Source organism: Pseudoalteromonas sp. N1230-9, assembly GCF_032716425.1.
In the GTDB taxonomy this organism is placed as follows: domain Bacteria; phylum Pseudomonadota; class Gammaproteobacteria; order Enterobacterales; family Alteromonadaceae; genus Pseudoalteromonas.
Genome location: NZ_CP090419.1, coordinates 613,160 through 627,383 on the forward strand (window position 1 = coordinate 613,160; position 14,224 = coordinate 627,383).

At 42.3% G+C, this 14,224-nt stretch carries 10 protein-coding genes; 9 read left to right on the forward strand and 1 reads right to left on the reverse strand.

Annotation, left to right across the window (positions count from 1 at the left end; genetic code table 11):
- The first annotated feature begins 83 nt into the window (after positions 1-83).
- The 8 genes from aceE (at position 84) to LY624_RS02985 (ending at position 12,569) form a co-directional block, all read left to right on the forward strand.
- A complete protein-coding gene (aceE, locus tag LY624_RS02950; RefSeq protein ID WP_130150720.1) occupies positions 84-2,750 on the forward strand; it encodes a pyruvate dehydrogenase (acetyl-transferring), homodimeric type in 2,667 nt (888 codons plus the stop codon).
- A 9-nt stretch (positions 2,751-2,759) separates the two neighbouring features.
- A complete protein-coding gene (gene aceF / locus LY624_RS02955; protein WP_341803850.1) occupies positions 2,760-4,646 on the forward strand; it encodes a pyruvate dehydrogenase complex dihydrolipoyllysine-residue acetyltransferase in 1,887 nt (628 codons plus the stop codon).
- Positions 4,647-4,833: 187 nt separating this feature from the next.
- Entirely contained in the window at positions 4,834-6,258 is a 1,425-nt protein-coding gene (lpdA, locus tag LY624_RS02960) for a dihydrolipoyl dehydrogenase (RefSeq protein ID WP_062570074.1), read from the forward strand.
- Positions 6,259-6,427: 169 nt separating this feature from the next.
- Positions 6,428-7,069, forward strand: a complete 642-nt coding sequence (locus LY624_RS02965) for a tRNA-uridine aminocarboxypropyltransferase (protein WP_130150842.1) — start codon at positions 6,428-6,430, stop codon at positions 7,067-7,069.
- A 789-nt stretch (positions 7,070-7,858) separates the two neighbouring features.
- Positions 7,859-8,863 carry a Fe(3+) ABC transporter substrate-binding protein gene (locus LY624_RS02970; RefSeq protein ID WP_341803851.1) on the forward strand — a complete coding sequence of 335 codons (1,005 nt, stop codon included), beginning with the start codon at positions 7,859-7,861 and terminating at the stop codon, positions 8,861-8,863.
- A 69-nt stretch (positions 8,864-8,932) separates the two neighbouring features.
- A complete protein-coding gene (locus LY624_RS02975) occupies positions 8,933-10,567 on the forward strand; it encodes an ABC transporter permease (RefSeq protein ID WP_341803852.1) in 1,635 nt (544 codons plus the stop codon).
- On the forward strand, positions 10,564-11,607 hold the full coding sequence (locus tag LY624_RS02980) for an ABC transporter ATP-binding protein (protein ID WP_130150724.1): 1,044 nt from the start codon (positions 10,564-10,566) through the stop codon (positions 11,605-11,607). The genes LY624_RS02975 and LY624_RS02980 overlap by 4 nt, the downstream gene beginning before the upstream one ends.
- A gap of 62 nt (positions 11,608-11,669) precedes the next feature.
- Positions 11,670-12,569, forward strand: a complete 900-nt coding sequence (locus LY624_RS02985; RefSeq protein ID WP_130150725.1) for a Dyp-type peroxidase — start codon at positions 11,670-11,672, stop codon at positions 12,567-12,569.
- Here LY624_RS02985 and argR read toward each other — a convergent pair.
- Positions 12,566-13,033: a transcriptional regulator ArgR gene (gene argR / locus LY624_RS02990; RefSeq protein ID WP_062570079.1), complete on the reverse strand. Its 468-nt coding sequence runs from the start codon at positions 13,031-13,033 to the stop codon at positions 12,566-12,568. The two genes, LY624_RS02985 and argR, sit on opposite strands and share 4 nt — an antisense overlap.
- A gap of 225 nt (positions 13,034-13,258) precedes the next feature.
- Here argR and mdh point away from each other — a divergent pair, with 225 nt between their 5' ends.
- A complete protein-coding gene (gene mdh / locus LY624_RS02995; protein WP_130150726.1) occupies positions 13,259-14,194 on the forward strand; it encodes a malate dehydrogenase in 936 nt (311 codons plus the stop codon).
- Positions 14,195-14,224 lie beyond the last annotated feature (30 nt).

A 14,224-nucleotide genomic window follows, 5' to 3' on the forward strand; every position in this document is an offset into this window, starting at 1 on the left:
CAAGTGATTAGCTAAGTTTAGTTAACTACTTAATTTAAGATTTATTAAAATAATTAGTATTTTAAACATAAGGAAACCTCCATATGTCTGAAGTCAATAAAATTGACGTAGACGCGCTAGAAACACAAGAGTGGTTACAAGCCCTTGAATCTGTTGTGCGTGAAGAAGGTGTAGAACGTGCTCAATTTTTACTTGAGCAAGTGTTAGAGCAAGCCCGTTTAGACGGTGTTGATATGCCTACTGGCACAACTACTAACTACGTTAATACCATTCCAGTAGATCAAGAACCGGCGTATCCGGGCGATGTAAATGTTGAACGCCGTATTCGTTCAATCATCCGTTGGAATGCGATCATGATCGTATTACGTGCGTCGAAAAAAGATCTAGACTTAGGCGGCCATATGGCTTCTTACCAGTCTTCTGCTGCATTCTATGAAGTATGTTTTAACCACTTCTTCAAAGCACCAAACGATGTAGATGGCGGTGACTTAGTTTATTATCAAGGTCACATTTCTCCTGGTATTTATGCCCGTGCATTTGTTGAAGGTCGTTTAACGGCTGAGCAGCTTGATAACTTCCGTCAAGAAGTTGATGGTAAAGGTCTTCCTTCATACCCACACCCTAAATTAATGCCTGAATTCTGGCAGTTCCCTACGGTATCAATGGGTCTTGGTCCAATTGCATCTATCTACCAAGCGCGTTTCTTAAAATACCTCGATGGTCGTGGCTTAAAAGACACTAAAAACCAACGTGTGTACGCTTTCTTAGGCGACGGTGAGATGGATGAGCCAGAATCACGTGGTGCAATCTCATTCGCTGCGCGTGAGAAGCTAGATAACCTATGTTACCTAATCAACTGTAACTTACAGCGTTTAGATGGCCCAGTAATGGGTAATGGTAAGATCATTCAAGAGCTTGAAGGCCTATTCAAAGGTGCAGGCTGGAATGTAATTAAAGTTGTATGGGGTAGTGGTTGGGATATCCTACTTGCTAAAGATACAACAGGTAAATTACTACAGTTAATGAACGAAACCATTGACGGTGATTACCAAACATATAAAGCGAAAGACGGTGCATACGTTCGTGAACACTTCTTTGGTCGTTACCCAGAAACAGCAGCACTTGTTGCAGATATGACTGATGAAGAAATCTTCGCACTTAAGCGTGGTGGTCATGAGCCATCAAAACTTTACGCTGCATTCAAAAAAGCGGAAGAAACCAAAGACCGTCCAACGGTTATCCTTGCTAAAACTGTAAAAGGTTACGGCATGGGTGAAGCGGCTGAAGGTAAAAACATCGCGCACCAAGTTAAGAAAATGGATATGACCCATGTTGAGCACCTACGTTCACGTTTAGGTCTACAAGACTTAGTTTCTGATGAAGAAATTAAAGACTTACCATATCTAACACTTGAAGAAGGCTCTGAAGAGTACAAGTATCTTCACGCTCGTCGTGATGCGCTACAAGGTTACACACCTAAGCGTATTCCTAAGTTTTCTGAAAGCTTAACATTGCCAGAAGTTGATGCGTTCAAGCCACTACTTGAAGAGCAAAAACGTGACATCTCTACAACAATGGGCTTTGTACGTGCACTTAACGTGTTACTAAAAGACAAAGGCATTGGTAAAAACATCGTGCCTATCATTGCTGATGAAGCGCGTACATTTGGTATGGAAGGTTTATTCCGTCAAATCGGTATTTATAACCCGCATGGCCAAAACTATACGCCGCAAGACCGTGACATCGTTTCTTACTACAAAGAAGCAACATCAGGTCAGGTACTACAAGAAGGTATCAACGAATTAGGTGCAATGTCATCATGGGTTGCTGCTGCAACATCATACAGCACTAACGATTTACCAATGATCCCATTCTACATCTACTACTCAATGTTTGGCTTCCAACGTGTAGGTGATATGGCGTGGATGGCTGGTGACCAACAGGCACGTGGTTTCTTACTCGGTGCTACGGCAGGTCGTACTACATTAAACGGTGAAGGTTTACAGCATGAAGATGGTCACAGCCACATTCTTGCTAACACAGTCCCTAACTGTATTTCTTATGACCCAACGTTCGCATACGAAGTAGCGGTCATCATGCAAGACGGTATCCGTCGCATGTACGGTGAAGATCAAGAAAATGTGTTCTACTACCTAACGCTGATGAACGAAAACTACCATCAACCAGCAATGCCAGAAGGCGCAGAAGAAGGTATTCGTAAAGGTATTTACAAACTTGAAACTGTCGCTGGCGATAAAGCAAAAGTGCAGTTACTAGGTTCAGGTACTATCATGATTGAAGTACGTAAAGCAGCACAGATCCTGAGCGAAGAGTATGGCATTGGTTCAGATGTATTCTCTGTAACCTCATTCAATGAGTTAACACGTGATGGTCAAGACGCTGAGCGTTTCAACATGCTTAACCCAGAAGCAGAGCAAAAAACTGCTTACATCACCAATGTATTAGGTGACTCTGTGACTGTTGCAGCAACAGACTACATGAAGAACTATGCTGAGCAAGTTCGTTCATTTGTACCAAGCAGCAACTATAAAGTATTGGGTACAGATGGCTACGGTCGTTCGGATAGCCGTGAAAACCTACGTCGTCACTTTGAAGTTAATGCGGGCTATGTTGTGGTTGCAACATTATCTGAGCTTGCTAAACGTGGTGAAGTTGAAAAGTCTGTGGTTGTTGAAGCAATCAAGAAATTCGACATCGACACAAACAAAGTAAACCCGCTATACGCATAAGAGGTTCCAATGAGTATTGAAATTAATGTACCAGATATCGGTGGCGATGAAGTTGAAGTAACCGAAATCCTTGTTAGCGTTGGCGATAAGGTTGAGGTTGACCAATCATTATTAACGGTTGAAGGTGATAAAGCATCAATGGAAGTACCTGCTGCACAAGCAGGTACGGTTAAAGAGATTAAAGTTGCTGAAGGTGACACGGTGACAACCGGTTCACTTATTATGATCTTCGAAGGTGAAGAACAAGCTTCTGCATCTTCTGAAACAAAAGAAGAAGCTAAAGCCGAGCCTGCTAAGCAATCTTCAGGTTCAGCGTCACAAGAAGTAACTGTACCAGATATCGGCGATGATGAAGTTGAAGTAACGGAAATCATGGTTGCGGTAGGTGACACAGTTGAAGAAGAGCAATCTTTACTAAGCGTTGAAGGCGATAAAGCATCAATGGAAGTACCAGCACCATTTGCAGGTACTGTTAAAGAGATCAAAATCGCGACAGGCGATAAAGTGCAAACTGGCTCTTTAATCTTCGTTTTTGAAACTGCATCAAGTGGCTCTGAGGCGCCTGCTGCTGAGTCTGCACCAGCAGAAGAAGCGCCAGCTGAAACGGCATCAAGCACTAAAGAAGTAAACGTGCCTGATATCGGCGGTGATGAAGTTGAAGTTACCGAAGTGATGGTATCTGTAGGCGATAAGGTTGAAGAAGATCAATCAATCTTAAACGTTGAAGGCGATAAAGCATCAATGGAAGTACCTGCGCCATTTGCTGGTACGGTTAAAGAAATTAAAGTAGCAGCGGGCGATAAAGTATCAACTGGCTCACTTATCTTTGTATTTGAAGTTGCTGGTATTGCTAAAGCAGCGCCAGAAGCTAAAAAAGAGTCAGCACCTGCACCAAAGGCTGAATCTGCACCTGCAGCAAAACCAGCTGCAGCTAAAGCAAGCAAAGAAGAGTTTGCTGATAACAAAGCGTATGCTCATGCATCGCCTGTTGTACGTCGTTTAGCGCGTGAATTTGGTATTAACCTAGCAAACGTAAAAGGCACAGGTCGTAAAAATCGTGTTGTCAAAGAAGACGTGCAAAACTATGTTAAAGAGCTAGTTAAGCAAGTTGAATCAGGTAATGCTGGCAAAGGCAATGCTGGTGGCGGTGAGTTAGGTCTTATCCCGTGGCCGAAAGTTGATTTTGCTAAATTTGGTGAAATCGAAGAGAAGAAACTTTCTCGTATTCAAAAACTTTCAGGTGCTAACTTACATCGTAACTGGGTGCAAATCCCGCACGTTACACAGTTTGATGAAGCGGATATCACAAGCTTAGAAGCATTCCGTAAAGAGCAAAACGCCCTTGCTGAGAAGAAAAAGCTCGGTGTTAAAATCACGCCACTGGTATTTGTGATGAAAGCGGCGGCTAAAGCCCTTGCTGAATTCCCAACGTTTAACTCTTCACTGTCTGAAGATGGTGAAAGCTTAATCTTGAAAAAGTACATCAATATCGGTGTTGCCGTTGATACGCCAAACGGTTTAGTTGTTCCGGTATTCAAAGATGTTGATAAGAAAGGCATCATTGAACTTTCTCGTGAGTTAATGGAAGTGTCGGCTAAAGCACGTGATGGCAAGCTAACGTCATCTGATATGCAAGGCGGTTGTTTCACAATTTCAAGCCTTGGTGGTATCGGTGGTACAGCATTTACACCTATCGTGAATGCACCTGAAGTCGCAATTTTAGGTGTCTCTAAATCAGAGATGAAGCCTAAGTGGAATGGCAAAGAATTTGAGCCTAAGTTAATGGTTCCATTATCAATGTCATACGACCATAGGGTAATTGACGGTGCCTTAGCAGCACGCTTTACTGTGACGCTAGCAAGCTACATGAGCGATATTCGCCAGCTTGTGATGTAATCGCTTCATAATTTATAAGAATCAAATCCCAGCAAGTTGTTTTTTGCTGGGATTTTTACCATTGGCAATGATACAATCTTTGCTATAGAACAATCTTGGTATAGATATCTGCTCTCCCTTTCTGCCTTGCAGAAACATGGCAGTTAAACTTAGGGCAGTGTCCCGTTCAAACATTTAAGGTAATAGCATGAGCAACGAATTAAAAACTCAAGTTGTTGTACTAGGCGGTGGTCCTGGTGGTTATTCTGCGGCTTTCCGCGCTGCTGACTTGGGCTTAGAAGTTACATTGGTAGAATCTCGCAACACATTAGGTGGTGTTTGTCTTAATGTGGGTTGTATTCCTTCAAAAGCACTTTTACACGTAGCTAAAGTGATTGATGACGCGGCAGAAATGTCATCTCACGGCGTTACTTTTGGTAAGCCTGAAATCGACCTAGATAAAATCCGTGATTGGAAAGAGTCTGTAATTGGTCAGTTAACTGGCGGCCTAGACGGCATGGCTAAAATGCGTAAAGTGAAAGTAGTAAGTGGCTACGGTAAGTTCACTGGTAGCAACACACTTGCTGTTGAAGGTGAAGACGGTACAACAACTATCACATTCGATAATGCTATTATTGCAGCGGGTTCTCAGCCTGTTAACTTACCTTTCATCCCTGAAGATGACCGTGTAATCGATTCAACTGGCGCGCTTGAGCTTAAAGACGTACCTGAGAAACTACTTGTTTTAGGTGGTGGCATCATTGGTCTTGAAATGGGTACTGTATACCGTGCACTAGGTTCTGAAATCGACGTAGTTGAGTTTGCTGATCAATTAGTTCCAGCAGCTGATAAAGACGTTATCAAGATTTACCAAAAATACGTTAAGAACAAGTTTAACGTAATGCTATCTACTAAAGTAACTGGCGTTGAAGCAAAAGACGACGGTTTATATGTAACATTTGAAGGTAAAAATGCTCCGGCTGAACCTGTTCGTTACGACAAAGTACTTGTTGCTGTTGGCCGTACACCAAACGGTAAACTACTTGATGCTGACAAAGCAGGTGTTAATGTTGATGAGCGTGGCTTCATCAATGTTGATAAGCAGCTTAAAACAAACGTTGATCACATCTTCGCTATCGGTGACATCGTTGGTCAACCTATGCTTGCGCACAAAGCGGTTCACGAAGCTCACGTTGCTGCAGAAGTTATTTCTGGTCAGAAACATTTCTTCGATCCTAAGTGCATTCCTTCAATCGCATACACAGATCCAGAAATCGCATGGGTTGGTGTAACTGAGAAAGAAGCGAAAGAGCAGGGCTTAAGCATCGAAACTGCTGTATTCCCTTGGGCTGCTTCTGGTCGTGCAATCGCTTCAGCACGTACCGAAGGTCAAACTAAGCTAATCTTCGATAAAGACTCAGGTCGTGTTATCGGTGGTGCTATGGTTGGTATCAACGCAGGTGAAATGCTAGGTGAAATCGGCTTAGCAGTTGAAATGGGCGCAGACGGTGAAGACCTAGCGTTAACTATTCACGCTCACCCAACGTTAAACGAATCAATCGGTCTAGCTGCTGAAATCTTCGAAGGTTCAATCACTGACCTTCCAAACAAAAAAGCAGTTAAAAAGAAGTAAATTCTTTTGACTAATCGTTTTAAAAACCCAGCTTTGGCTGGGTTTTTGTTTTTTAATCACAGATTTCTATTCCCCATATTTTTAGCTACAATACGCGCCGTTCAACTTTCTGGTAAATGCAGTGGCTACAATCTCAAATAACTCCGTTTTAGAACTTCGCGCAAAACAAATGGCTGAGTCGCGTCGTGAATTTAAAGCTCGTGGCGCAAAGCTAACACGGTGTGAGCGCTGTCTGCTTGCTGAGCATTATTGTATTTGTGAAGGTGTTGAACAGGCCGAGTGTAATGCGGCAGTCTGCTTACTTATGTACCACAATGAGAGTTTTAAACCGTCAAATACTGGCCGTTTAATTGCTGAAATCGTGCCAGATAATCATGCCTTTAAATGGGATAGAACAAACCCAGATGAAGCCTTACTGAGCTTGTTGGCAGACTCACAATATCAGCCTATGGTTATTTTTCCTGCCAGTGATGTAGATGATGAAGAGCGCGTGATCACCGAAGTAACCCCTGTGGATGGCAAGCGCCCATTGTTTATCTTCTTAGATGGTACTTGGCGCGAAGCGAAGAAGATGATCCGTAAAAGTCCTTATTTAGATAATTTGCCTGTTCTTTCAATTACGCCTGAAAAGCTCTCGGATTACCGATTGCGTGTTGCCCCACATGAACATCAGCTTGGTACCGCAGAGGTTGCTATTATGGTGCTTGCGCTTGCAGGTGAAGTGGCTGCTACGCAAAAGCTAGAAGAACATTTTATTAAGTTCAGAGATGCTTATTTACTTGGTAAGCGAAATAAAGGGCGACCGGAATAATGACTCTTTACTAAATTTTAGGCAAAAGAAAAGCGCGTACTATCGCTAGTCGCGCTTGCGGAATCTTCTTAATTTTTGCATCCTGCAATTGAACCTAATCAACTCCATAAACTTTGCCAATCCATGCTATTGCACTTTACTTATTGGTTCTGTGCAATTTAAGGCGATCCAGCCTTACTTCCTTTTTAGTCCTTTACATCCTTGCTGGTAAATTCTTTACCTGTCCTTTACGCGTCATCCTAACGCTATCCTTTTATTAGCAACTCCGTTGCGATGCCCTTACAGCCTGTCCCTTGTTCCACTTTTTAACGTCCTGTATAACAACATCCTGTTGTTATGCCTTTCCACATCATCCTGATGCTGTCCGTAGGTTGTCATTCCATTGCGTTACTCTTCCTGAGCCTGTCCTTGTTTCCTTTATTTCCTTATGAACCTAAATCCTCGGTTTTATGAGTAATGTATCTTTTTCTGTTTACTCATTAAGCGTCTTGCTTAGTCGATGTAAGTAATTATAGAGAGTTAGCCAAGCCTTGGTAGGTTAAAATCATGCATAAATAGAGCGTTATTTTATTGTAATAAATATAAATTCCTTTATTTTCAATTGTTTGTTTTTTTATTTGCAGTGTTAACCTGCGCTTTTTACTCAATAACTGTCATGCAGGTGAGATATGTCTTACAGGTAAATTCCTAAATAGCGATAGGCATAACTTGATTGTGAGTAAAACAGGTGTAATTTCGCTTCAGTCTAGGTAAAATACTTGAGAATCGTTATTATTTAGGTGCTATAAAATGAGAAAGAAAGCCTTAGTATTATTAACAGCTTTGATAAGCACACCTGTGTTTGCAGCTGATGTTGTAAATATATATTCGTTTCGTCAGCCTTTTTTGATTAAACCTATTTTAGATGATTTTACCAAGCAAACAGGTATCAAAACGAATGTCGTGTTTGCGAAAAAAGGACTCATCGAGCGTGTGAAGCGCGAGGGCAAGCATAGTAAGGCTGATCTTGTGCTCACTTCAAATTTTAGTGCGCTTATTCAGTTAGAAGATCTTAACTTAACCCAAAAGATTCAAAGCGATGTTGTCAGTGCTAATGTGCCAAGTACATTTCGCGATAGTGATGGACAATGGGTTGCGCTTACAAAGCGTGTTCGTAATGTTTATTCATCTAAAGAACGTGTTGGGGCATTACCTGAGCTAACTTATGAAGACCTTGCTGATCCTAAATACAAAGGTAAGCTATGCACACGTTCGGGTAAACATCCCTATAATTTAGGCTTAGTAGCTTCTATGATTGCTCATCATGGAGAGGCAGAAGCAAAGCAGTGGCTGGAAGGTGTAAAGGCGAATCTTGCTCGTAAGCCTCAGGGTAATGACCGTGCTCAAGTAAAAGCTGTAAAAGAAGGTTTGTGTGACATCGCTTTAGGTAACAGTTACTACTTTGGCAAAATGATGCAAGATGAACAGCAAAAATCATGGGCAGAAGCCGTTCATATTAACTTTCCTAACCAAACTAATCGTGGCTCACATATTAATGTCTCGGGTGTGGTAATGACGAAATACGCCAAAAACCCTGAAAATGCCTTGAAACTGATTGAGTATATGACCGACAATAAGGCACAAAATATGTATGCCTCAGTCAATATGGAATACCCAGTAAAAAATGGGGTTGAATTATCTGAGATGGTTGCATCATGGGGTGAGTTTAAAGAAGATAGTCTTTCACTCGATGAAATTAGTAAATATCGTCCAGCGGCACTGAAGCTGATTGATGAAGTGAAGTTTGATTTATAACGAGAACACACCTCGTTTTATAAAAGCTGTTTTTTAACAGCTTTTATTTTATCTGGTATTAATCCACTTATGCATGTGAAGTTTTCGCTGTCGCGTTGGCAGCTTTTAGCTTGGCTAATTGGCCTGCTGCTTGTTACACCTTTAGGTTTTTTGTTATTTGAATCTCTCCAGGGGGATTCGGATGTATTTCAGCATCTTTTCGATACGGTGCTGTGGGATTATACCCGTAATACGTTATTGCTCATCCTAGGAGTGGGGCTTTTAAGTTGTGTTATTGCGTTGCCGCTAGCGTGGTTAACGGCTTATTGTGACTTTCCTGGGCGGAAACAGTTTGAGTGGGCGTTAATGCTGCCCTTAGCAATGCCCACCTATTTAATTGCTTATGTTTACACTGACCTACTTGATTACGCAGGGCCTGTGCAAATAGCCTTAAGAGAGTGGTTTGGTTGGCAATCACCGGGTGATTACTGGTTTTTTGATATTCGCACTTTAACTGGGGCGATCGTGATGATTGCGTTGGTGCTTTATCCTTATTTATTTCTGATTTTCAAAACGGCACTTAGAGAACAGTCATTTAAATTAGTACAAGCAAGTCAGCTTATGGGGCTTTCGCCAATACAAAGCTTTTTAAGAGTGAGCTTACCGCTTGGACGCGGTGCGATTGTCGCGGGTATTACCTTGATCAGTATGGAAGCAATGGCCGACTTTGCTACAGTTAACTACTTTGCCGTGAGCACACTCACGACTGCTGTTTACGATACGTGGCTTGGTTATTACTCGTTAACCGCTGCAGCAAAAATCTCGGGTATTATGCTGCTCATTTTATTTTTAACTATCATGGTTGAGCGCTTTAGCCGTCGTAATCAAGCCGTGTATGAGCGTCAATCTAGCGTTAATAGCGCAACACTTTATCGCTTAAAAGGCGGTGCTGCATGGGCTGCAAGCTTAGCTTGCTCAGTCGTACTGGTACTGGCTTTTATCTTGCCGGTTGGGGTGTTAGTTAAATACGCCATTGTGTATGCGGATGAAGCATGGAATGGGGCATTTTTTAATTACGCTTGGCAAAGTTTTAAAGTAGCGATTGTGGTGAGCCTTGTAACCATTTTACTGAGCTTACTGGTCTTGTTTTATCAGCGGATTGCTAAACACGCTTACCCTTTGATCCCAGGGCGTTTAGCAAGTACTGGCTATGCTCTGCCAGGAACCGTGCTCGCCATCGCGGTATTGTTGCCTCTAACTCAATTAGATGATGCATTAAATAACTGGCTTGAGCCTTTTGGCTTATCGCCTGGGTTACTTTTGAGTGGCACTTTATTTGCGATGATATTTGCTTATGTTGTGCGGTTTTATGCGATTGCGCATGGGGCACTTGAAAGCAGCTTCTTACGTATCAGCCCGTCGTTAGATATGGCAAGCCAATCAATGGGGAAGGGGCCATTGCAAACTTTGCGTAAAGTTCATTTACCCTTGTTAAAACGCGGCATTCTTACCGCTGGCTTGTTAGTCTTTATTGAATGCATGAAAGAGCTGCCCGCCGCATTATTATTAAGGCCATTTAACTTTGAAACACTGGCAACCCATGTCTTTCAGTATGTTAGTGATGAGCAGTTGGAGCTTGCCTCAATTTCAGCGTTATTGATTGTTTTAGTGGGGCTTATTCCTTTGTATTTCGTTAATCGTTCGATGGAGCAAAATCACTCATGAGCCATTTAGTAATTAAAGACTTAGCTTATCAGTATAATGGCACTAAAGTCTTGAGTGGGTTAAACCTCAATGTAAAGCAAGACGAAATAGTGTGTTTATTAGGGGCCAGTGGCTGTGGCAAAACCACAACCCTAAAAGCAATCGCGGGAATTTTGCAGCCTGAGCAAGGTTACATGAGTATCGATTCTAATGTTGTGAACGATAATGGTTTTTTTGTTGCACCCCAAAAGCGCAATATCGGCATGATGTTTCAAGATTATGCGCTATTTCCTCATCTTACAGTGAGTGACAATATTGCGTTTGGTCTTAACAATATGAGTAAAGAGCAAAAACGTGAGCGAGTGAACGAGATGCTCACTTTAGTTAAGCTCGATGGTTGTGCCAAGCGATATCCTCACCAGCTCTCAGGTGGTCAACAGCAACGTGTCGCGATTGCCCGTGCACTTGCCTATAAACCAAGCTTGTTACTTCTTGATGAGCCATTTTCAAATATTGATACCCAAGTAAGGTTTGAGCTGATTGCCGACATACGTCGAATTATCAAAGCGCAAAAAGTTTCTGCGGTATTTGTTACCCATTCAAAAGAAGAGGCGTTTGCCTTTGCTGACACACTTGCTGTTATGCATGGTGGAAAAATAGCCCAACAAGGCTCTGCTGAGCAGTTATTTAGCCAACCTAACTCAAAGGTGGTTGCAGAGTTTCTTGGTACGGGCATATACTTAACGGCAAAAGCATTAACCGCAACTGAATATGAGACGGTGTTCGGGGTTGTATCGTCAATCAATGCAGGTAACCATGATTGCGTACAAGGTCAAATTTATGTGCGCCCTCATCATATTCAATTGTGTAAAGCAGAAAATGGCGATGCTCAAGGCTTAACTATTTTGCAAAGACGTTTTATCGGCACGCGTTATGTGTACCGTATTAATATTGCAGGGCAGGAGCTCGAAGTGGCCGCAGAGCAAGACCACGTTTTCTCGGTCGAACAGCCAGTAAAAATAAAAATAATGCCGCACACGGTCAATTTTTTTCGAGATTAAACATGATGTGAAATCCTAAATTGTTGATTGTGTGCCTGATAATGAATAGCTAAGGATTCACTATGGCGCAAGCGCAATCTGGGATTTGTGCTGAAGCAAACTTACATGGTTTGCACCTGTTTTTTAACGTCTATGATGGCCACGATGAGTCATTACGAAAAAAACTAAAGCGTGTAAATGTAATACAAGACGAGTTTTCTGATCAGTTTTCTGAGGCTATGCTGTCTTGTGTTGTTGCTGTTGGGGCGCAATATTGGCCGCATATATTGCCTGAGTTTATTCCAAGTCAATTACAGAGCTTTCCTAATGTCACACACAGTGAACATGTTGTAAGCGCACAACCGTTCGATTTATTTGTGCAAATCCGCTCTGACCGTGAAGACGTCAATCATTTATTTGCTCTGCAAATTTTAAAATTGTTTACACCGGATGTTGAACTGGTGGAGCAAGTTCGTAATTTTCGTTTTTTAGATGGGCGAGATTTTAATGGTTTTATCTACGCCGGCGACACGCCCCACGGAAGACAAAAACGCAGTACGGCACTAGTCAATAAACCAGGGCATTTTGAAGATCAAGGTAGTTATATTCATGTGCAGCGGTTTGTCCACGACCTAACGGTGTGGCAGTACTTGTCTCTATCAGAACAAGAGCAAATAATGGGGCGTACTCGCCTTGATAATACCTTGGTTGTGCCGGCAATTGAGACGAGCCATGCAGTGAGATCAGAGCTTAAAGACGAGCATGGTCAGCCGCTATTACTCAATCAGAGTATGCCATTTGGCGACGTTCACAAACAGGGCATACTTATGGTGTCGTGTGCCGCGCAAGGTGACTCGTTTGAACATGTACTGAAAAGTCGTTTAGGGCAGGGCGAGCATTATGATCATTGGCTTGATTTCACACAAGCTGATATGGGATCGGCATTTTTCGCCCCGTCAGTGAATTTTCTAAAGCAACTTTAAACTGTATCGAATAAGGTGCGAACACGCTCAAGCGTAACGTCAATTTCAGAGACCTTTGCAGGGGCAATAAAAATAGTATCATCACCTGCAATGGTTCCCAGCACACCGTCTGCTTTACCTAATGAATCAAGTAAACGTGCAATAAGCTGTGCAGCACCTGGACTGGTGCGAATGATGATCATCATTTCGTTATGCATAATGTCAATAACAAGCTGACGTAGTGGGCTTTTCGCTGTTGGTACGCCCATTTCAGCCGGTAAGCAATACACCATTTCTTGTTTCGCGTTACGAGTACGTACCGCACCAAATTTACTCAACATGCGCGAGACTTTACTCTGGCTGATATTATCGAAGCCTTGCTCTTTTAATGCATCTACAATTTCGCCTTGCGAGCCGAAGTTTTCTTCTTTTAATAACGATTTAAACGCTTTGATTAGTGCTTCTTGTTTATCTTGAGGTTGCATGCTGTCGTATCTTTATTCATAAAATGTGAGGTAATTCTACACAATTATGCATACTTATGCAGTATTTGTTTGAATTTGTCGGCCAAATGAAGGCACTTTACAGCATAGTTTACAACTATGGTCGAAATTATATGCGAAATAAGCAGGATAAATTTGTTTTTAGTCGCTAATTTCATTATCTTTAGGGCCACAAGTATTTCCTACCTCAAATTACGGAGAATTCCAATGAAAGTTGCTGTTTTAGGCGCAGCTGGCGGTATCGGCCAAGCATTGTCTTTATTATTAAAAACAAGTTTACCTGCAGGTTCTGAATTATCGTTATACGATGTTGCCCCTGTTGTTCCTGGTGTAGCGGTTGATCTTTCTCACATCCCAACAGACGTTAAAGTTGAAGGCTTTGGTGCTGACAACCTAGACGATGCTTTAGTTGGTTGTGATATCGTTCTTATCCCAGCGGGTATGCCGCGTAAGCCGGGTATGGACCGTGCGGACCTTTTCAACGTAAACGCAGGTATCATCAAAACATTAGCTGAAGGCATCGTTAAAAACTGCCCTAAAGCGTTAGTAGGTATCATCACTAACCCAGTTAACGGTACTGTGCCAATCGTTGCTGAAGTATTCAAAAAAGCGGGTACTTACGATGCGAATCGTGTATTCGGTATCACAACACTTGACGTGATCCGTTCAGAAGCATTTGTTGCTGAGCTTAAAGGTTTAAGCGCTACAGACGTTAAAGTTCCAGTGATCGGTGGTCACTCAGGTACGACTATTCTTCCTCTTCTTTCTCAAGTGGAAGGTGTTACTTTCACTGACGAAGAAGTTGCAGCATTAACACCACGTATCCAAAATGCAGGTACTGAAGTTGTTAACGCTAAAGCGGGTGGCGGTTCAGCGACGCTTTCAATGGGTGCAGCTGCAGCTCGTTTTTGTATGTCTTTAGTTAAAGGCTTACAAGGTGAAGAAGTTGTTGATTACGCATACGTTGCAGTTGAGAACGGTGACGCAGCATACTTCGCACACCCAGTACGTTTAGGTAAAAACGGTGTTGAAGAAATCCTTTCTTACGGTGAGTTAAGTGCTTTTGAAGAGCAAGCTAAGAACGATATGTTAGCGACACTTAACAAAGACATCCAAGAAGGTGTTGATTTCATCAACGGCTAATACCCAGATGAAAATGGGGATATTCTCTAG

Bases quoted from the DNA above. Each gene is read 5' to 3' on its own strand.
- aceF (WP_341803850.1), top strand. From the start codon at position 2,760: ATGAGTATTGAAATTAATGTACCAGATATCGGTGGCGATGAAGTTGAA.
- argR (WP_062570079.1), bottom strand. From the start codon at position 13,033: ATGCAACCTCAAGATAAACAAGAAGCACTAATCAAAGCGTTTAAATCG.
- LY624_RS02975 (WP_341803852.1), top strand. From the start codon at position 8,933: ATGCATGTGAAGTTTTCGCTGTCGCGTTGGCAGCTTTTAGCTTGGCTA.
- aceE (WP_130150720.1), top strand. From the start codon at position 84: ATGTCTGAAGTCAATAAAATTGACGTAGACGCGCTAGAAACACAAGAG.
- mdh (WP_130150726.1), top strand. From the start codon at position 13,259: ATGAAAGTTGCTGTTTTAGGCGCAGCTGGCGGTATCGGCCAAGCATTG.
- lpdA (WP_062570074.1), top strand. From the start codon at position 4,834: ATGAGCAACGAATTAAAAACTCAAGTTGTTGTACTAGGCGGTGGTCCT.
- LY624_RS02980 (WP_130150724.1), top strand. From the start codon at position 10,564: ATGAGCCATTTAGTAATTAAAGACTTAGCTTATCAGTATAATGGCACT.
- LY624_RS02985 (WP_130150725.1), top strand. From the start codon at position 11,670: ATGGCGCAAGCGCAATCTGGGATTTGTGCTGAAGCAAACTTACATGGT.
- LY624_RS02970 (WP_341803851.1), top strand. From the start codon at position 7,859: ATGAGAAAGAAAGCCTTAGTATTATTAACAGCTTTGATAAGCACACCT.
- LY624_RS02965 (WP_130150842.1), top strand. From the start codon at position 6,428: ATGGCTGAGTCGCGTCGTGAATTTAAAGCTCGTGGCGCAAAGCTAACA.